The 18,186-nt window shown below is 71.1% G+C and carries 16 protein-coding genes; 13 read left to right on the forward strand and 3 right to left on the reverse strand.

Annotated features, from left to right (window positions below):
- Positions 1–134: 134 nt before the first annotated feature.
- Both ggt and JYK02_RS15595 read left to right on the forward strand, forming a co-directional pair.
- The gene (gene ggt, locus JYK02_RS15590) at positions 135–1,898 is read left to right on the forward strand and encodes a gamma-glutamyltransferase (RefSeq protein ID WP_207051823.1); all 1,764 of its coding nucleotides are present in this window, start codon (positions 135–137) and stop codon (positions 1,896–1,898) included.
- Between the two features lie 23 nt (positions 1,899–1,921).
- Positions 1,922–2,704, forward strand: coding sequence for a TatD family hydrolase (locus JYK02_RS15595; protein ID WP_207051825.1), 783 nt, complete (start codon positions 1,922–1,924; stop codon positions 2,702–2,704).
- A gap of 148 nt (positions 2,705–2,852) precedes the next feature.
- Here JYK02_RS15595 and JYK02_RS15600 read toward each other — a convergent pair whose 3' ends face one another.
- Positions 2,853–3,128, reverse strand: coding sequence for a hypothetical protein (locus tag JYK02_RS15600; protein WP_207051826.1), 276 nt, complete (start codon positions 3,126–3,128; stop codon positions 2,853–2,855).
- A gap of 324 nt (positions 3,129–3,452) precedes the next feature.
- Between JYK02_RS15600 and JYK02_RS15605 the strand changes: the two genes are divergently transcribed.
- The 5 genes from JYK02_RS15605 (at position 3,453) to JYK02_RS15625 (ending at position 7,723) form a co-directional block, all read left to right on the forward strand.
- Positions 3,453–3,698, forward strand: a complete 246-nt coding sequence (locus tag JYK02_RS15605) for a hypothetical protein (RefSeq protein WP_207051828.1) — start codon at positions 3,453–3,455, stop codon at positions 3,696–3,698.
- Positions 3,695–4,663, forward strand: a complete 969-nt coding sequence (locus JYK02_RS15610) for an amidohydrolase family protein (RefSeq protein ID WP_207051830.1) — start codon at positions 3,695–3,697, stop codon at positions 4,661–4,663. Before JYK02_RS15605 ends, JYK02_RS15610 begins: the two co-directional genes overlap by 4 nt.
- 102 nt (positions 4,664–4,765) lie before the next feature.
- Positions 4,766–5,146 carry a response regulator gene (locus tag JYK02_RS15615; protein ID WP_014394116.1) on the forward strand — a complete coding sequence of 127 codons (381 nt, stop codon included), beginning with the start codon at positions 4,766–4,768 and terminating at the stop codon, positions 5,144–5,146.
- A gap of 85 nt (positions 5,147–5,231) precedes the next feature.
- Positions 5,232–6,062 carry an ABC transporter ATP-binding protein gene (locus tag JYK02_RS15620; RefSeq protein WP_242588761.1) on the forward strand — a complete coding sequence of 277 codons (831 nt, stop codon included), beginning with the start codon at positions 5,232–5,234 and terminating at the stop codon, positions 6,060–6,062.
- Positions 6,059–7,723 carry a hypothetical protein gene (locus JYK02_RS15625; RefSeq protein WP_207051835.1) on the forward strand — a complete coding sequence of 555 codons (1,665 nt, stop codon included), beginning with the start codon at positions 6,059–6,061 and terminating at the stop codon, positions 7,721–7,723. The genes JYK02_RS15620 and JYK02_RS15625 overlap by 4 nt, the downstream gene beginning before the upstream one ends.
- Positions 7,724–7,726: 3 nt before the next feature.
- Here JYK02_RS15625 and JYK02_RS15630 read toward each other — a convergent pair whose 3' ends face one another.
- Positions 7,727–9,046: a vWA domain-containing protein gene (locus tag JYK02_RS15630; protein ID WP_207051837.1), complete on the reverse strand. Its 1,320-nt coding sequence runs from the start codon at positions 9,044–9,046 to the stop codon at positions 7,727–7,729.
- A 128-nt stretch (positions 9,047–9,174) separates the two neighbouring features.
- Here JYK02_RS15630 and JYK02_RS15635 point away from each other — a divergent pair, with 128 nt between their 5' ends.
- Both JYK02_RS15635 and JYK02_RS15640 read left to right on the forward strand, forming a co-directional pair.
- Complete coding sequence (locus JYK02_RS15635) at positions 9,175–10,074, forward strand: histone deacetylase (RefSeq protein ID WP_207051839.1); 900 nt, start codon at positions 9,175–9,177, stop codon at positions 10,072–10,074.
- Between the two features lie 84 nt (positions 10,075–10,158).
- Entirely contained in the window at positions 10,159–10,872 is a 714-nt protein-coding gene (locus JYK02_RS15640) for a hypothetical protein (protein WP_207051841.1), read from the forward strand.
- Positions 10,873–10,887: 15 nt separating this feature from the next.
- Here the strand turns inward: JYK02_RS15640 and JYK02_RS15645 are convergent, their stop codons facing one another.
- Positions 10,888–11,583: a pirin family protein gene (locus JYK02_RS15645; RefSeq protein WP_207051842.1), complete on the reverse strand. Its 696-nt coding sequence runs from the start codon at positions 11,581–11,583 to the stop codon at positions 10,888–10,890.
- A gap of 88 nt (positions 11,584–11,671) precedes the next feature.
- Between JYK02_RS15645 and JYK02_RS15650 the strand changes: the two genes are divergently transcribed.
- The 4 genes from JYK02_RS15650 to JYK02_RS15665 all read left to right on the forward strand — a co-directional run bounded on the left by JYK02_RS15650 (position 11,672) and on the right by JYK02_RS15665 (position 18,186).
- The gene (locus JYK02_RS15650; RefSeq protein ID WP_207051844.1) at positions 11,672–12,064 is read left to right on the forward strand and encodes a peptide chain release factor family protein; all 393 of its coding nucleotides are present in this window, start codon (positions 11,672–11,674) and stop codon (positions 12,062–12,064) included.
- 190 nt (positions 12,065–12,254) lie between these two features.
- Positions 12,255–16,502: a hypothetical protein gene (locus tag JYK02_RS15655; protein ID WP_347402502.1), complete on the forward strand. Its 4,248-nt coding sequence runs from the start codon at positions 12,255–12,257 to the stop codon at positions 16,500–16,502.
- Positions 16,499–17,098, forward strand: coding sequence for a type IV pilus modification PilV family protein (locus JYK02_RS15660; protein ID WP_207051848.1), 600 nt, complete (start codon positions 16,499–16,501; stop codon positions 17,096–17,098). The genes JYK02_RS15655 and JYK02_RS15660 overlap by 4 nt, the downstream gene beginning before the upstream one ends.
- Positions 17,095–18,186 carry a PilW family protein gene (locus JYK02_RS15665; protein ID WP_207051850.1) on the forward strand — a complete coding sequence of 364 codons (1,092 nt, stop codon included), beginning with the start codon at positions 17,095–17,097 and terminating at the stop codon, positions 18,184–18,186. Before JYK02_RS15660 ends, JYK02_RS15665 begins: the two co-directional genes overlap by 4 nt.

Consider the following 18,186-nt stretch of genomic DNA (forward strand, 5'->3'; position numbering starts at 1 on the left):
GTGCCCCGGCTCCGCTCACAATCCAAGGAAAAAAATGTTGTCTTGTTGAAACCCTGGTCCGGGCGCGGTGCATGGTGCATTAGGGAACGGCTGGAAATCACAAGGAAAGGCGTCCACAGGTGGTGAAAGCACACATGGGAGCCGTGGAACGACAGACGTTCCGCGCGCTGGGACTCGCGGTGTTGCTGGTGGCGACTCAGGCGGGTGCGGCACGTCCCTACCGGGGAGGTGCGGTGGCCACGGCGTATCCGCCCGCGAGCGAGGCCGCGCTCCAGATGCTGGAGAAGGGCGGCAACGCGGTGGACGCGGCGGTGGCGGCGGCCTTCGTGGCGGCGGTGGTGGGTCCGTATCACTCCGGTGTGGGCGGCGGCGGGTTCGCGCTGGTGCACGACGCGAAGTCGGGCGGCACACAGGTGCTGGACTTCCGGGAGGTGGCTCCGAAGGGCGCCTCGCGCGACATGTATGTGCGGGACGGCGCGCTGGTGCCGGGGCTGTCCACGGACGGCGCGCTGAGCGTGGCGGTGCCGGGCGCGGTGGCGGGCTACCTGGAGCTCTTGTCGAAGCACGGCAAGCTCAAGCCCGCGGTGGTGCTGGCCCCCGCCATCCGGCTGGCGAAGCAGGGCTTCTGGGTGACGCCCAAGTACCAGCAGATGGCCACGGGCCGGGCGGAGTGCCTGCGCCAGGACCCGGAGGCCGCGCGCATCTTCCTCACGCCCAACGCCCAGGGCACGCCGGACGTGCCGCCGCTGGGGCATCTCATCAAGCAGCCGGACCTGGCGCGCACGCTGGAGCGCGTGGCGAAGGGCGGCGCGAAGGCCTTCTATTCGGGCCCGGTGGCGCAGGCGCTGGTGAAGACGGTGAAGGACGCGGGCGGGCTGCTCACGCAGGAGGACCTGACGGCGTACACGACGCGCAGCCCCGCGCCGCTGGAGACCACCTACCGGGGCCACCGCATCCTCACCATGCCCCCGCCCAGCGCGGGCGGGCTGGCGGTGGTGCAGGTGCTGGGCATGCTCCAGCAGTTGCGGCCGCAGGGCGTGCCCTACCGCGATCCGGAGTCGCTGCACCTCTACGTGGAGGCCGTGCGGCGCGCGTACGTGGACCGCGCGAAGTACCTGGGCGACCCGGCCTTCGTGCAGGTGCCGCTGGAGCGGCTGACGTCCCCCGGCCACATCGCGGACCTGGCGGGCGGCATCGACGCGAAGAAGGCCACGCCCAGCGCGTCGCTGCTGGCGCCGGTGACGGGCGGGCCGGCCTCCACGCTGCGCAAGGACGCGGGGCCGCTCACGCCGGAGCCGGAGAAGAAGAACACCACGCACATCTCCGTCATCGACAAGGACGGCAACGCAGTGGCCATGACGACCACGGTCAACTACAGCTTCGGCTCGTGCCTCGTGGCGAAGGGCACCGGCGTGCTGCTCAATGATCAGATGGACGACTTCGCCGCGCAGCCGGGCGTGCCCAACGCGTACGGGCTCGTCACCGGGGAGCCCAACGCCATCCAGGCCGGCAAGGTGCCCCTGTCCTCCATGTCGCCCACGCTGGTGTTCGCGAAGGAGGATCCGAAGCGGGTGATGCTGGCGGTGGGCAGCCCCGGCGGCTCCACCATCCCCACCACCGTCATCCAGGCCATCAGCAACGTGGTGGACCACGGCATGGACGTGGCGCGCGCGGTGGGCACGGGCCGGCTGCACCACCAGTACCTCCCGGACGAGCTGTGGGTGGACAAGTGGGGCCTGGAGCCGGCGACGCTGTCCACGCTGGAGGCGAAGGGCCACAAGATTCGCCGGGTGGACGGCTGGGGCGACGCGGAGGCCGTCTACAGCGACCCGCGCACGAACCTGCGCTATTCCTCCAGTGACCCGCGCAACGAGGGCGCCGCGACGGGCCAGGACTGAAAGCCGAAGGAGAACGACTGCCCGTGGCCGAGCCGATCCCGCTGTTCGATGCGCACCTCCACCCGGAGGCCCTGACCGACCAGGACCTGGAGTCCATGCGCTTCTTCGGCGTGGAGCGGGCCCTGGTGGTGGCGCATCACTTCCCGGAGCCCACGGCCAAGGGGCTGCGCCAGCACTTCGACCAACTGGTGGAGAAGCAGCTGCCCCGGCTGGAGCGGCTGGGCATCCGCGCCTGGGCCGCCCTGGGCGTGCACCCGCGCTGCATCCCGCGCCGGGGGCTGTCGGAGGTGTTGAGCCACCTGCCGGACTACTTCGAGGGCGGCCGGGTGGTGGCCCTGGGGGAGACGGGCCTGCACGGGGGCGGCGAGGAGGAGGAAGAGGCCTTCCTGGAGCAGCTCGCCCTGGCCCGCCAGCTCAAGCTGCGCGTGGTGGTGCACACGCCGCTCAAGGACAAGGAGCGCCACACGCGGCGCATCCTCACGCTCCTGCGCCAGTCCGGCCTGGCGCCGTCGCGCGCGCTGGTGGACCACGCCAACGCGCGCACCGTGCGGACCATCCTGGAGGTGGGCCACTGGGCAGGGCTCACCCTGCACCCGGAGGCCCTCCAGGCGGACCGGGCGGTGGCCCTGGTGCGGAGGCTGGGCAGCGAGCGCCTGGTGCTGGACTCGGACGCGGGCGACGGCGCCGGCGACATCCTGGGGCTCGCGCGCACGGCGAACCTCCTGGGCAAGGCGAAGCTGTCCGAGCGCATCGTCCGGCGGGTCACCCGGGACAACGCCGCCCGCTTCTTCCAGATCCACGACTGAGCGCGGCATCCACCCGCCGTGCGGGTGGAGCGCGGTGCGTTGAAAAGTGGACGCCCCGCGGGCCCTGTCAGCGCTGTAAATGCGACGGGCCCCACGCAGTGAAGCGCGGAGCCCGTGGCTTTACAGCTTTCGTCCCCGGAAAGGGGGCCTAGTTCACCGACACGGAGACCTGGGTCTCCGGGTGCAGGGTGAGGCCCTGCGCGTCCGGCGCCAGCCGCACCTGCACGGGCACGCCCTGGGAGCGGTACTCCGCGAGGGAATCCGCCGCCTCGTCGAGCAGCTGCTGGTAGCGCTCCTCGAGCTCCACCGCGATCAGGAGCATGGTCTCACCGGCGTCCGTCACGCCCGGCCGGTACACCTGGCACCGCTGGAACCGCGCCCAGCGACCGTTCTGCATCTTCACAAGCTCGCCGTCGTAAGCCATGCGCAGCACCTCTTGAGTGAAATCCGACGGACGCAATGTAGAGGCGAACGCCCCGGCTGTCATCCCCCCGTTTGAAAATTCGTAAACCCTTCGGAATTCCAGGCAGTTGCCAGGACTCCAGGGCATGCCCAGGGGCGCTCCGGCGGCCGGACCGGCGCAAAATGTAAACTGGCGCACTGTCAACGCGGTTAACCTGTACCGGGGTCCGATGCCGCGTCGCGCTGTCAACACTCCGTGAACCGGGCGGGCGGGGAGGGGCAGCCAGGGGACGGGGGCGGGACTGACGCGTGGCAGCCGGGTGGGGCATCCCTTAGATTCCAGCGGATGAAGTTGCCCCTGCCGTTCCGTCGCGACCGTCCCATCATTCCGTCCGCCAACGCGCAGGATCACGCGGAGCGGTTGATCGCCGAGTCCCTGCGCATGCTCGGCCAGGTGTGTTCCAAGGTCGCGGACGCCATCGAGGCGCAGCGGCTGGAGCGCCACGGTTACGCGCACAACAGCTACCTGCGGCGCCTGGACGACGAGGAGGACGCGAAGAAGCCCTCCGGGCCGGGCAGCACCGGCGGATGACGGCTCCCCGGGAGCCGCACGGGCACGACGACGCGCCCGTGCCGTGCCTGGCGTCCTCGCCGTCACCCACCTGGCGGGAGCTGGGCATCCAGATGCCCATGCCCGCGCTGGCGGACGAGGAAGGGCCCCGCGTGGACCCCGGCCTGCCGCCCGTCGTGGACGCGCACGTGCACCTGTTCCCCGACCGCGTCTTCGAGGCGGTGTGGCGCTGGTTCGACCGCCACGGCTGGCCCATCCGCTACAAGCTGCACACACCCCAGGTGGTGTCCTTCCTGCTGTCCCGGGGCGTCGAGCGCGTGGTCGCCCTGCACTACGCCCACAAGCCGGGCATGGCGCGCGCCCTCAACGCCTACGTGGCGGAGGTGGCGAAGGCCGAGCCCCGCGTCATCGGGCTTGGCACCGTGTACCCGGGCGAGCCCGACGCCGTCGCCATCCTGGAGGAGGCCTTCGCCCTGGGCCTGAAGGGCGTGAAGCTGCACTGTCACGTGCAGGCCTTCTCCCCGGACGCGCCCCAGCTGCACGAGCTCTACGCGGCGTGCGCGCGGGCGGGGAAGCCGCTCGTGATGCACTCGGGGCGGGAGCCGTCCAGTCCCCAGTACCCGGTGGATCCGCACCAGCTCTGTAGCGCCGAGCGCGTGGAGCGCGTGCTGAAGGATCATCCCACGCTGAAGCTGTGCGTGCCGCACCTGGGAGCGGACGAGTTCGACGCGTACGCGCACCTGCTGGAGCGGTACGACACGCTCTGGCTGGACACCACCATGGCGGTGGGCGGCTACTTCCCCGTGCCCCTGCCCCGCCAGGCGCTGGAGGCGCGGCCCGGGCGCATCCTCTACGGGACGGACTTCCCCAACATCCCCTATGCGTGGGACCGGGAGCTGCGGGCGCTGGCGGGGCTGGGGCTGGACGAGGCCGCGCTCGCGGGCGTGCTGGGCGGCAACACGCTGTCCCTCTACGGCGAGTGTTGAAAAGAAACGAAGGCCCTTCCGCAATGGAAGGGGCATTCCCATCTTCGACCCCATAGAATCGCGGTCCCCAAGCAGACGCCGCCACTCCAGAGGCTCAAGCCCATGTCGAACTTCATCCTGGTCGTCGACGACGACGCGAGTCACCGCACGCTCATCTGCGATGCCCTCCAGGAGATGGGCTATGCCACCATCGAGGCCAAGAACGGCCGCGAGGCGCTGGATCTTCTGGAGGACGACATCCCGGGCGCCGTGCTGCTGGACCTGCGCATGCCCGTCATGAGCGGCTGGGGCCTGCTGGACGCGCTCAAGAAGATGCCGCGGGCGCGCAACCTGCCCATCATCATCATCTCCGGCTACGGCTTCGAGTGGGAGGCGGAGCTGGTGGGCGCCGCCGGCTACATCTCCAAGCCGGTGGACCTGGACAAGGTGCGCACCACCGTGCAGCAGATCGTCGGGCCGCCGGAGGTGGCCATGGTGCACTGAGTCGGGAAGCGCCTGTCAGGCCGCACCATCCGTCAACCCGAGGATTGTGGGCGGCCCCCGGGGGCATGGTGTGATGGCGTCCTTCATGACGCCCCCCTCCTCCGCAGAACCGGCCGAGCTGGCCATCGACGCTCGCGGCCTCGTCAAGCGCTTCGGCACCTTCACCGCGCTGGACGGCCTGGAGCTTCAGATTCCCCGGGGCGCCTTCTACGCGTTCCTCGGCCCCAACGGCGCCGGCAAGTCCACCTCCATCGCGCTGCTCACCGGCGTGTACGGGCCGGACCAGGGCAGCATCCGCATGCTCGGCGTGGACGCCGTGGCGAAGCCGCTGGAGGTGAAGCAGCGTGTGGGCGTGGTGCCGGAGGAGCTGAGCCTCTTCGAGCGCCTCACCGGCCGGCAGTACCTCACCTTCTGCGCGCGCATGTACGGGCTGGATGGCGCGGAGGCCGCGTCGCGCGCGGTGGAGCTCCTGGAGCTGACGGAGCTCACGTACAAGGCCGGCGCGCTGGTGGCGGAGTACTCCAAGGGCATGCGGCGCAGGCTCGCGATCGCCGCGGCGCTCATCCACGCGCCGGAGCTGGTGCTGCTGGATGAGCCCTTCGAGGGCATCGACGTGCTCGCCGCGGGCGTCATCCGGGAGCTGTTGCGCGAGCTGTCCCGCCGGGGCGTGACGCTGCTGCTCACCACGCACGTGCTGGAGATCGCCGAGCGGCTGGCCACGCACGCGGGCGTCATCCGGGGCGGGCGCATGTTGGATCAGGGCCCGGTGGACCAGCTCCGCCAGCGCCACGGCGTCTCCACGCTGGAGGCGGTGTTCGAAAAGCTGATCGCCGTGCCGGCCGCGCGCAACGCGAAGCTGTCGTTCTACGGCGAGCCCGCCGCGAGCGTGGTGCCGCTGCGCCGGGAGTCCGCGTGAGCGCCGCGCGTCCGAAGGTCCCCGGCTTCTTCCAGCACCTCCTGCTGCTCTGGGGTCTGCGCCTGCACCTGGGCCTCAACCAGGGCCCGGGGAAGAGCCGCCTGCTCGCGGTGGCGGCGTTCCTGGGCTCCAGCGCGCCGGGCGTGCTGCTGGGCCTGAGCTTCTTCAAGCTGATGCGGCTGCCGCTCATCGTCCACAGCAACGTGTGGCCGTACTTCATCCTCAACCTGCTGTGCTTCGTCACCGCCGCCACCTGGGTGACGTGGCCGCTGTTGTCCGCGGGCGTGGATGACCACTCGGAGCTGTCGCGCTACGCCGCGTTCCCCATCTCGCCGTTCCGGCTGCTGATGGGCTCCACGGTGGCCAGCCTCTTCGAGCCGCGCGCGCTGGTGTTCTACGCGCCGCTCACCGGCGCGGCGGTGGGCTATGCGTCGCGCCACCGGCTGGCGTCGCCGTGGCTGGCGGCGGTGCTCTACGTGCTGTTCGCGCTCTTCTGCGCGGCGTGGAGCCGGGTGGGCCTCTACACGGTCATCAACGTGCTGCGGGAGAAGCACAGCGCGCGCATCATGGGCGGCGGCATGGTGGCCTTCCTCGTGGCCGCGTCGTTCATCCCGCCCATCGACACGTCGTGGCTCACCAGCGTGGGCGAGGCGGGCGTGGGCGCGCTGGACATGAGCCTCATCATCAACGCGGCGGTGGCGCTCAGCCAGGTGCCCCCGGGCTTCTTCGGGGACGGCCTGGGGCAGCTCGCGCACGGGCGCGTGGGCATCGCGATGCTGGAGGCGTTCGGGCTGCTGTTCTTCACCGCCATGGGCATGGGCGTGGCGTACGCGCTCCTGATGCGCTTCCACCGGCAGGCGGGAGGCCGCTCCGGCGGTGACCGGGGCGACGGCAAGGACAGCGACCCGTTCGCCACCACGAAGTCGCGCTTCGACACCCTCCTGCGGCGCGAGGTGCTGGACCTGTGGCGCAACCCGCGCGCGCGGCTGCTGGCGGCGGTGCCCTTCATCCTGGCCATCCTGCTGAAGCTGCTCTCCGGCCGGGACCTGTTCGTGTACCTGCTGGGCAACAGCGCGGATGCGTGGGTGATGGGCGGCATGAGCATCTACGGCGCGGTGGTCATCGCGTCCACGTTCTCCCAGAACACGTTCGCGTATGACGGGCACGGCTTCGCGGTGTTCCTGGCGGCGCCCATGAGTCTGGCGGACGTGCTGCGCGCGAAGAACCGCGTGCAGGGCGTGGCGGCGCTGGGGATGGCGGTGCTGGTGGGCGCGTTCTACCGGGTGTACTTCGGCTCGGGCACGCTCGTGGACTTCCTGTGCGCCATGGCCGCGGTGGCGGCGGTGCTGCCCATGCTGCTGGCCGCGGGCAACTTCCTGTCGCTGTACTTCCCGGTGAAGTTCCACGCGAGCCTCAAGCGCCGCGACCGCATCCCCCTCACCGCGTCCATGCTGGGCATCCTCGCGGCCAGCGTGGGCTGCATGCCGTTTGGCCATGCACTGCGGGCGGCGGGGAAGGACGGACCGGGCTGGCAGTCCGTGGCCTTCATCGCCGCCTTCGCGGTGCTCAACTTCGGCGTCTACCTGGCGACGCGCCCCCTGGCGATGCGCCTGCTGGAGCAGCGCCGGGAGATCGTCCTGCGGGCGGTGACGCGCGAGTAGGCTTCAGTACGCGACGCCGAACTTCGCGGCCTGGGCCTTCACGCTCTTCATCACGTTGGCGTCGAACGCGTCCTCCTTGGTGGACGCGTTCTTCGACAGCCACTGGTCGCGCTCGGTGGCCAGCTTCGCGACCTTCTCCTCCAGCACCTTGCGCTCGGCGGCGAGCTGCTTCACCTTCGCGGCCTGCTCCTCCTTCTTGAGGCCCTTGAGCTCCTGGGGCAGCTCCTCGTCCTTGAGGGTGTCGAGCGCGGCCGGCTTCTCCAAAAGGTCCACCGCGCCGCCGACGGCCACGGGCGCGCTGCTCACCGCCGCAGCGCTGGGAGCGCTCTTGCCCGCGCCCCGGCTCGACTTCATGTAGCTGATGCGGTCCGCGACGGCCTCCGCGGCCATGCCCTTGGTGGCCTCCGAGCGGGCGAGGTTCATTTCGCGCGCCTCCTTGCGGCCGCCGTAGAGCGTCTTCGACGCCAGCTCCGCGTTCACGCGCGACAGCTCCGCGTCATAGGGCGTGGCCACCGCCACCATGCCGCCCGACGCGTCGATGGAGTCGAACGTCCCGTCCGTCAGCTTCGCCACGTAGCGCCAGGACTCCTCGGTGCTCGTGTCCGCGCCGCAGCGCACGGTGTTCACCACGATGTGGCGCTCCTTCGCGCGCTTGGACCACAGCTTGAAGTCCCAGGCGGCCTCGCGCTCGGCGGGGGGCGCGTCGCCCACCAGGAAGATGACCTTCATCACCTCGCGGTTCTGGCTCCACTTGAGCAGCGACACGGCCTCCCCCAGGCCGCGCCCCACGTGCTCCGGGAAGTCCCCGCCTCCGTTCGCGTCCAGCTTGCGCAGCTCCGCGAACATGGAGTCCATGTCGTCGCTCAGCTCGAAGCGCTTCGTCACATAGGCGTCCCCGTTGTCACGGTAGGCCACCAGCGCGACCTTCAGGTGCGGCGTGGGCTTGCCCTTCGCGATGCGCGACGCGATGGAGAAGATCTTCTGCTTCGCGCCCTCCAGCAGGCCGCCCATGGACCCCGTCGTGTCCAGCACGAAGGCCACCTCGATCTCGGGCTGGGCTCCCTGCGGCTGCACCTGCGCGTCCTGGACCTGCGAACCCTGGGCCTGGGCCGGCGTGCCCTGCCCCGCGGGCGCGGGGGTGGGCTTCGCGGGCTCGGCCTTCGTGGCGGGAAACTCCCGGGGGGCGAGCGGCGGCTTCACGGGCGGACGGGAGGGATAGGGCGTGACGGGATAGGTGGGCGTGACGGCCCAGGCGGAGGTGGCGGACAGACCGGTGGCGAGCGCGGCCGTCAGGACGGCCCGCGAGAGGGGCTTCAGGTTCATGGGTGGGCTCCGGAACGGCGGTTCGCGCGGCGGGTTTCCCGCGCCGCCTGCTCCTGTAACGGACAGGCCCGCCGGAAGATCTACGCCCCCGGTTGCGGCCTCCGGAAACGGGCGTTACGCCCGGGTCCGTGCGCGTCTTCCACATCGACAGGTACTCCGTCCCCCTGCCCGACGGGCACCGCTTCCCCATGGAGAAGTACCGGCTGCTGCGCGAAATCCTGCTCGCGCGCGGCATCCTGCCCCCGGCCGCCTTCCACGAGGCCCCCCGCGCGGAGCGCCACGAACTGGAGCGCGTCCACACCCCGCGCTACCTGGACGCCTTCTTCGGTGGCGCCCTCACGGACGCGGAGCTGCGCCGGCTGGGCTTCCCCTGGTCCCCGCTGCTGGTGGACAACGCGCGCGCGTCCGTGGGCGGCACCCTGGCCGCGGCCCGCGCCGCCCTGGAGGACGGCTTCGGCGCGAACCTGGCCGGCGGCACGCACCACGCGTTCCCGGACCACGGGGAGGGCTTCTGTGTCTTCAACGACATCGCCGTGGCCATCCGCGTCCTCCAGGCGGAAGGGGCCATCCGCCGCGCGGTGGTGGTGGACCTGGACGTGCACCAGGGCAACGGCACCGCGGCCACCTTCGCGAACGACGCGTCCGTCTTCACCTTCTCCATGCACGGCGAGCACAACTTCCCCTTCCGCAAGCAGCCCTCGCACCTGGACCTGGGGCTGGAGGACGGCGTGGGGGACGCGGAGTACCTGGCCGTGCTCGACGCCCACCTGCCCCACGTCCTGGAGTCCGCGCACGCCGACCTGCTCTTCTTCCAGGCCGGCGTGGATCCGCTGGCCGAGGACACCCTGGGCCGGCTGTCGCTCACCCACGCGGGGCTGCGCGAGCGCGACCTGCGCGTCATGCGCGCGGCGAAGGAGCGCGGCCTCCCCGTGGTGCTCACCCTGGGCGGCGGCTACGCGAGGCCGCTGGCGCCGTCCCTGGAAGCCCACGTCGGGACTTATCTCGCCGCATGTTCGTTGTTCCGCTGACGCCCGCCTTCCCCCGGGCCGCTTGCGGGCGCTCGCGCCCCGGCCCCATGCTCAACCCCGCTTCGCCACCCCTGGAGCCCTCCCATGTCGCGTCCCCTTCGCCGTCTTGCCTTCCTTGCCTGCGCGCTGGCCCTGGGCTGCGGCGGCAACGGTCCCTACTACCGTCTGGACTGGGGAGGCGCGGACACCATCACCGCCGCGCCCGGCGAGTCCGTCCCCTATGACATCGCCATCCAGCGCATCGCGGACAACCTGGGGGAGGTGCGCGTCCGCGCGGCGAGCGCCCCCGCGGGTGTGACGTTCGGCCCGGAGTTCTCCCTCCCGGAGGGGGAGACCGTCGTCAACACCACCGCCACGCTCACGGTGGCCCCCACCGTCACGACCTACGGCGTGAACGCGCTGCAGCTCGTTGCCGAAGACCCCGCCAACAACGTCACCGCCACCAGCGGCATCGCCGTGGTCATCCTCCAGCCGCCCGAGCCCCAGCCGGACTTCTCCATCTCCGTGGAGCCCCGCCAGGTGAACATCACGCCGGGCCAGTCCGTCCTGACGACGGTGACGGTGACGCGCGCGGAGGGCTTCACCGGCCCGCTCACCATCACGCTCGAGACCCCTTCCAACACCTCCCGGCTCACCGCGGAGACGGTCACCCTGGCCCCGGACGAGACGACCGCGAAGGTGCGCGTCGGGGCGGACCGCTCGCTCTCCGCGCTGCCCTACGTGGTGAAGTTCGTGGCCACCGCCGAGGACCAGCGCGCCGCCAAGACGGGCTTCACGTTCAACCTGAACCTCACCTGAGGGTGACGCTCGCGCTCACGCGAGGTCGAACAGCAGCGCCTCCGTGGGCGTCCTCGCCTCCAGGGCCAGCGCCGTCTCCTCGGACACCGCCACGCCGTCACCGGCCTTGAGCGCCACGCCGTTGAGCGTGGCCTCGCCCCGGATGACCTGGAGCCAGGCGTGGCGGCCGGGCTGGAGCGCGTAATCCACCCGCTGGCCCGCGCCCAGCTCCGTGGCGGACAGCACCACGTCCTGGTGCACCGTCAGCGACCCGTCCCGTCCGTCGTGTGACGCCACCACGCGCAGGCGGCCCTGGCGCTCCTGGGGCGCGAAGCGCTTCTGCTCGTAGCCGGGGGGCAGGCCCTGGCGGTCCGGCGACAGCCATATCTGCAAGAGGTGCAGCGGCTCATCCAGCGGGTTCGTCTCGCTGTGCACCACGCCGGTGCCCGCGCTCATGCGCTGCACCTCGCCCGGGCGGATGAGGGCGCGCGTGCCCATGCTGTCCTCGTGCTCCACCGCGCCGCTCACCACGTAGGTGAGGATCTCCATGTCCCGGTGCGGGTGCTTGCCGAAGCCCCGGCGCGGCGCGACGGTGTCCTCGTTGATGACGCGCAGCGAGCGGAACCCCATGAAGTCCGGGTCGTAGTAGTCCGCGAACGAAAAGGTGTGATGGGTGTCGAGCCAGCCGTGCTCCGCGTGGCCCCGCGCTTCCGACGTCCGGACGTACATCATGGGGTGTCCCTCCTCCCGCCGGTTTCACCAGCGGGTGTCAGGAGAGCAGTACCGACGGCGTCCCCCCGGCGCTACCTTGAGGACCGACATGACGCCGACCCTGCCCATCGCTCCCCCAGCACGACGCCAGGCCGCCCGGGAGGCCCTCGCCCTGGATGACGAGGCCCTGCTCAAGGTCTGCGACGTGGAGTTCTTCATCGCCTCCGGGCCCGGCGGTCAGCACCGCAACACCACCGCCAGCGGCGTGCGCCTCACCCACCCGCCCACGGAGCTGTCCGTCACCGCCACCGAGCGCCGCAGCCAGTCCCAGAACAAGGACGCGGCCGTGCGCCGCCTGCGCGCGGGCCTGCAGGCCCTCACCTTCGTGCCCAAGGTCCGCAAGGCCACCCGCCCCACCCTGGGCTCCAAGCGCCGCCGCCTGGAGGACAAGAAGCGCACCTCGGAGAAGAAGGCCGGGCGCGGCGGCAGGCTGGGCGACTAGGCGTCCTCCGCTATGCAGGACGTGCGGACCTCGCAAGCTTTGCGTAGCCGCTGACGCCGGTTGCCCACAACGACACGGTTTCTTTCCAGGGCCTTCCCAGCAGGGGAGCCCTCCGCCGCCAGGGCACACCGTGTGCACACACCGAGGGTGGCCCCTGACCCCAGGGGGTCCGTTGGTCCCCCAACCCCCGGTGAACTCCTTGGCCCCCAACTCCCCCAGAGTTTCCGCGTCGCGGCGAATCCTGCTGGGCCTGGCACTGCTGACAGCGCTGCCGGCATCCGCCACGGACATCGTCACCTTCAGCCAGGGCGCGCTCATCATCCCGGAGCAGGCCACCTTCCAGCAGGGCTGTGGAAGCCTGTCGGCCTACGGCCTGGTGTGGCGCCTGCTGCAGTCCAACGAGGCGGGCGGCTTCAACGCCAACCACCCGGTGACGGTGTACCTGGCCATCGACGACACGAAGCGTTCGCCCAACCGCTGCGTGCCCACCAACAAGCACCTGCCGCCGGCGCCGAACAACGGCCAGTGGAACGACCCCAGCTGGAACGACGGCTGCGACTTCCACATCAGCAACTCGGCCGCGGCGCCCGTCGTGCCGGTGCCGCCCCTGCAGGGGCTGCCCTCCGGCGGCCTGTTCCCTGAAGGGGACGTGGACAACTTCGCCACCACCACGGCCGAGGCCCGGCCCAACTTCGCGCAGGCGACGCTCAACACCGCCAGCAACTTCCGCGACATCCAGTACATGGGCGGCGCGTTCATCATCGACGCGAAGGACGCGAAGAACGCGCTCGACTTCCTGAACTCCTCCGGCGGGGCGGACGCGCCGAAGAAGTTCCGCACGCCGTGCAACTGCGACACGTTCACCAACGGCAGCGGCTGCTTCTACGTGCGCATGCACCAGGCCACCATCGAGTTCAACGCGCCCATCGGCCGGCGCCTCAACCGCGTGCCCCCCAAAATCGCCCTGCTGGACCGGGACGACCACGACTCCGGCGACGAGTCCTACGTGAAGGGCGGCATGCTGGACGACTACCTGCGCAACGCGGGCCTGGACTTCCCGGGCGCGGGCGGCTGCCCCCAGGGCACCACGAAGACGTGCACGCGCAACGGCGGGCAGCCCGGCCTCATCTACGACGCGCTCCACGCCAACGCGGACCTCGTGTCCACGTCCGCGTTCCCCCACGGCCTGCTCAACGCCGTGGACCCCGTCACCCAGCGCCCCCGCTACCGCGTGTTCTGGGCGCCGCACTGGGAGCTGGGCAACAGCACGCGCCCCGAGTACCGCGACAACGGCGACGGCGCCGTCAACCAGGCGGAGAACGTCCTCAACAACATCGCGTACTTCACCAACCAGCGCGGCAACGGCCTGTTCGCGGAGTGCGCCAGCATCTGGTCCTACGAGCACACCGAACGGCCGGACGGCTCGATGGTGTCCACCTCGCGCTTCCAGAGCGACGGCCTCTTCGAGAGGAACGCGCTGCTCAACGGCTCGACGTGGAACGGCCGCAACTGCACGGACCCCGACTACCGCAACGAGTCCTCGCCCCGGCCCGCGTGCATCCTCTACCCCAACCCGGGCGACCCCTTCTCCCAACTGGGCGACTTCCGCTTCAACAACGTGCCGGGCCACACGGAGAACTACCGCACCCCGTTCAAGAACGGCGTGCGGCGGCTGGCGGTGAGCTGGAAGGACTACGCGCCCGGCAACCAGTACGACAACCCGGTGCACGTGGCGGCGAACGCCCAGCGCGGCCACGACTTCTTCTCCTTCAACCAGAAGGACAATGATCCGCAGAAGGCGACCATCGTCTACCTGGCGGGCCATGACTTCAAAGGCAGCGTCGCGGGCACGCGCATCGTGCTCAACACGCTGCTCAACCTGGGCAGTGAACCGCTGCAGAGCGAGCGCACCGTGTCCGCGCCGGTGACGCTGGACGACACCAACGGCAACGACACCAACGGCTCGCGCGCGCTCCTGTTCAAGACGTCCTACAACGCCGTGACGGGCTACCCGCCCGGCGCGGACACGTACACGCCCGCGCAGGGCTCGCACTGGGTGTTCCCCTACTACCCGGGCACGCTGCGCGCGCACTCGCTCATTGGCGGGGACGCGCTGGCCAACGGGGAGAACTCGCTGTCGGACGGCACGCTGTGGAACGCGGACGCGCGCATGCCCGCGCCCGGCGACCGCAACCTCTTCACCTACTTCGGCGGCGAGGTGACGGTGAACCCGCCGCTGGGCGCCAACCGCAGCGCGCCGCACGGGGTGCTGCAGGTGGGCTGGGAGCCGGAGGAGGTTTCCGGCACGCGCATCAACAAGAGCTACAGCGCGACCCCCAACCCCCGCTGCGTGGACGTGCTGAAGCTCAACCGCGCCCAGGCGCGCGACGGCACCTTCCACTACGACTTCGTGAAGGGCGCCGACGGCGTCTGTGACTTGCAGCAGGCGACGCAGTACTCGCCGCAGTTGGGCGGCTCCGACTTCGGCATCACCAACGAGCTCATCAACAAGGGCCAGCTGCTCAACGACTTCAACGCGGTGGCGATGATGCTCCAGCGCGTGCGCGGCTACTGCTACGCCACGGCGTCCGGCCGCGACGGCGCCAACGAGACGCCCATCCTCGAGCCCACCAACGCGCAGTGCAACAACGAGAGCGCGGACAACAAGGCGCACCTGGGCGGCTTCATCCACTCGTCGCCGGTGGTGGTGCCCGCCAGCACCTTCATCCCGGACCGCAACGCCGCGCGGCCCACGGTGGCGTACGCGGCGGGCCTGGACGGCCAGGTGCACGCCTTCTACGTCTCCGGCGGCTCGCGCTACGACGGCCCGGCGGAGGCGCTCCAGTTCCCCAACCCGGACGCCAGCGCGCGCTTCAAGACGGACTTCGCCCAGCGCTTCCGCAACGGAAATCTGCCCCTGCCCGGCACGGAGCTCTGGAGCTTCCTGCCCGCCACGCAGCTGTCGGGCCTGCGCAACAACACCGCGCGGGTGAACAGCGCGCCCGTCGTCTTCGACGTGTTCGCGGACTTCGTGGGCACCGGCCGCCGGGAGTGGCACACGGTGCTCGTCGCCAACGTGGGCCAGACGGGGCGCGACCTGTTCGCCCTGGACGTGACGAACCCGCTCAAGCCCGTGCTGCTGTGGCACCTGGTGGGCAGCCACTACGCCACCTCCAGCGCGCCGCACTCCGTGGTGTCGCTGGCGGACCGGAGCGTGGGCGGCACGGACTGGACGTACACCTGGGACGAGGACACCAGCCTCTTCCTGCTGCCGCCGCGCACGGACCCCGGCCGCACGGCCAGCGGCCTCTACGACTACAGTGGCCTGGGCGGCTCGCGCGGGCTGTCCGTGGGCATCAGCTGGGCGGGGCTCTCGCCCGTGTACACCGTCTTCGTCGCGTCCAGCAGCTCCGGCGCGCCGGCCGTCCCGGGCTCGCCGGCCTCTCCCGCCAAGGGCGTGCAGGTGTTCGCCATCGACGTGGCCACCGGCCAGAAGCTGTGGCAGTGGCAGCAGGCCTACGCCAGCAGCGTGGACAACAGCGCGCCCGCCGCGCCCACCGTGTCGCAGGACTCCAGCGGCGCCGCGCGCCTCTACGTGGGTGACATGGAGGGCCGGCTCTGGGAGCTGGACGCGTCCACCGGCATGAACGTCAACGTGGCGCGCATGGGCCCGGTGTGCAGCGACGCCTCGCCCTGCAAGTACACCGCGATGAACATTGGCGGGCTGCCCGTCACCAGCCAGCCCATCAGCACCAACGTGGGCCTGGCGCGCATCCCGCGCGACGCCTCGGACACCTCCGCCTTCGGGCAGTACAAGGGCAAGGTGGTGGCCCTGGTGGGCACCGCCGGCATGGACTGGGTGCCGGACACCGTGGGCGGCCGCTTCCACGCGCTGCTGCTGGACGCGGGCCTGCGGCTGCCCCTGGGCCAGGACGGCAAGCGGCTGGACGGCTCGCCCATCAGCGCGAACCTGGCCCACTCGGAGGCGACCACCTACGGCATCCTCCAGGAGCCCGCGCCCTTCCCCATCGTCTTCGCCGCGCCCGAGCACGTCTACGGCAACATCACCATCGCGGGGCGCACCGCGTACTTCAGCACCGCGGAGGAGTCCGTGAACGACCCCATGCTGCTGAGCGCCTCCGTGCGCGGCCACACGTACAGCATCGACCTGGGCGAAACGCCCACCACGCTGGGCGACATCAACCCGATGAGCGGCGCGACGCTGGCCAACTACGGCGGCGTGGCCGTCTACCACCGCGACAACGGCGGCACGTCCCAGGACTTCGTCGTGGGCGCGGAGGTGAGCGCCCTGCGCGTCACGCGCATCGACAACGGGACGCCCGAGGGGCCCTCCAGCCCCGACGCGAAGCACTCCGTGGCCGGCGAGAACGGCGTGCTCTACCAGCTCCTCAACTGGAGCCAGAGGTTCCTCGAATGAGCGCCCGTCTCCCTTCCTCCTCCCGCCGGGGCAGCGGCATCCTGGAGGTCCTCATCTCCATGAGCGTCCTGGCGCTGGCCGCCGTGGGCGCCGTCATGGGCATGGTGGCCGCCACCCGCGACGTGAAGGACGGCCAGGTGCTCCAGGGGCGGCGCATGCTGCTGGAGGCGCGCACGCAGCGCCTGTGGCTGGCGTCCAAGATGGAGCTGGCGAACGAGGCCGTCGCGCGGCCTTCCACCTATCCGCCGGAATTGGCCCTGGGCGCGACGCCCTGGAAGCTGGACCCCAGCACGCCGCAGGCGGGCGACGTGGGCACCGGCGCCTACTTCCGCGTGCTCCCCACGGGCCAGGTGGAGCCGGCGCTGGACGTGCCCAACGGCACGCCCTGCAGCGCCACCACTCCGGACGGGGTGCTGCCGCGCGACGTCTACTGCCGTGAAATCCTGGTGACGAAGGGGCTGCCCAAGGACCTGCCGGCCGCGGCCCAGGCCATGGTGCCCGCCGGCGCCCTGCCCTTCACCTTCTGGACGCGCGCGTACCGCAAGGGCGACAGCCTGGAGCGCGCCATCGTGCACAGCGAGGTGTTCGTCCAATGAGGCACAGGTCGACGACTCGCGGCATGACGCTGCTGGAGACGATGGTGGCCGCGGCGCTCGCCACCATCATCCTCGCGGCGGCCACGGCGCTGCTGCTGGCGGGCGGGCGCGTGGTGCACAACACGGAGCACGTGGCGGACAGCCACGACCACGCGCGGCTCGCGGGAGAGACGCTCCTGTCCGCGGTGCGCCAGGCCGGCGCGGGCATGTCCGAGGGCCTCTGGGTGGTGTCCGGTGGAACGCCCCAGCACATCAACCCCGTCTTCGGCGGGGATGGCGCGGGCTCCGGCGTGCTCGCCGCCACCACGTCCGGCAACCTGCCGGGCACGGACGGCAGCGACGACCTGTGGCTGGTGATTCCGGACCGCAACTACCTGGGCCGCGACTGCGCGCCGGGCGCGGCCATGTCCGTGGTGAAGAGCGGCACCGGCCCCATCGAGGTCAACTGCGTGGGCACGCCCAGCGGCGCCCCGCCCGCCAATCCCATGCTGGTGGCCAGCAACATGAAGAGCGGCGCGCTGCTCACCCAGGCGTCGGTGACGAGCACCCCGCCCACGGCCACGGTGAACTACCTGGAGTCCGGCGTGCCGGGCTTCTCCAACGCGCCCCACAAGGGCGGCTTCCAGCGCACCGACATGGTGTACCCCGTGCGGCTGCTGCACTTCTTCATCGGGACGAACCCGGTCAACGGCCGCAAGGCGCTGATGCGCGCGGAGGGCACGCCGGGCGGTGACGTGTCCGGGCGGCCCTTCCTGGACATGGGCGACCCAGTGGTGGTGCAGGACTTCGTGGAGGACCTCCAGGTGGCCTTCGGCGTGGACGCCACGAACACGGGCGACCCCGCCAAGTACGCGTTCCAGGACGGCTTCAAGCCCGAGTACACGCCGGGCCTGCGCTCCGTGCGCATCAGCGTGGTGGCCACCGGCCGCACGCCCCGCCGCGACACGCGGGACCAGGCCGTCCTCTCCGAGGACCTGCCGCTCGCGGTGGAGAACCACACGCCCGCCGTCGTCCCCGCGGACGGCTACTTCCGCAGCCTCTTCTCGCGCCGGGCGGAGCTGCCCAACCTGGCCTCGGCCAGCCTGTGA

Origin of the sequence: Corallococcus macrosporus (assembly GCF_017302985.1) — a bacterium.
Classification (GTDB): domain Bacteria; phylum Myxococcota; class Myxococcia; order Myxococcales; family Myxococcaceae; genus Corallococcus; species Corallococcus macrosporus_A.

Coding starts and splice junctions, on each gene's coding strand:
- JYK02_RS15660 (WP_207051848.1), top strand. CDS start 16,499: ATGAGCGCCCGTCTCCCTTCCTCCTCCCGCCGGGGCAGCGGCATCCTG.
- JYK02_RS15610 (WP_207051830.1), top strand. CDS start 3,695: ATGACGGCTCCCCGGGAGCCGCACGGGCACGACGACGCGCCCGTGCCG.
- JYK02_RS15615 (WP_014394116.1), top strand. CDS start 4,766: ATGTCGAACTTCATCCTGGTCGTCGACGACGACGCGAGTCACCGCACG.
- JYK02_RS15600 (WP_207051826.1), bottom strand. CDS start 3,128: ATGGCTTACGACGGCGAGCTTGTGAAGATGCAGAACGGTCGCTGGGCG.
- JYK02_RS15605 (WP_207051828.1), top strand. CDS start 3,453: ATGAAGTTGCCCCTGCCGTTCCGTCGCGACCGTCCCATCATTCCGTCC.
- ggt (WP_207051823.1), top strand. CDS start 135: ATGGGAGCCGTGGAACGACAGACGTTCCGCGCGCTGGGACTCGCGGTG.
- JYK02_RS15645 (WP_207051842.1), bottom strand. CDS start 11,583: ATGATGTACGTCCGGACGTCGGAAGCGCGGGGCCACGCGGAGCACGGC.
- JYK02_RS15640 (WP_207051841.1), top strand. CDS start 10,159: ATGTCGCGTCCCCTTCGCCGTCTTGCCTTCCTTGCCTGCGCGCTGGCC.
- JYK02_RS15650 (WP_207051844.1), top strand. CDS start 11,672: ATGACGCCGACCCTGCCCATCGCTCCCCCAGCACGACGCCAGGCCGCC.
- JYK02_RS15665 (WP_207051850.1), top strand. CDS start 17,095: ATGAGGCACAGGTCGACGACTCGCGGCATGACGCTGCTGGAGACGATG.
- JYK02_RS15630 (WP_207051837.1), bottom strand. CDS start 9,046: ATGAACCTGAAGCCCCTCTCGCGGGCCGTCCTGACGGCCGCGCTCGCC.
- JYK02_RS15620 (WP_242588761.1), top strand. CDS start 5,232: ATGACGCCCCCCTCCTCCGCAGAACCGGCCGAGCTGGCCATCGACGCT.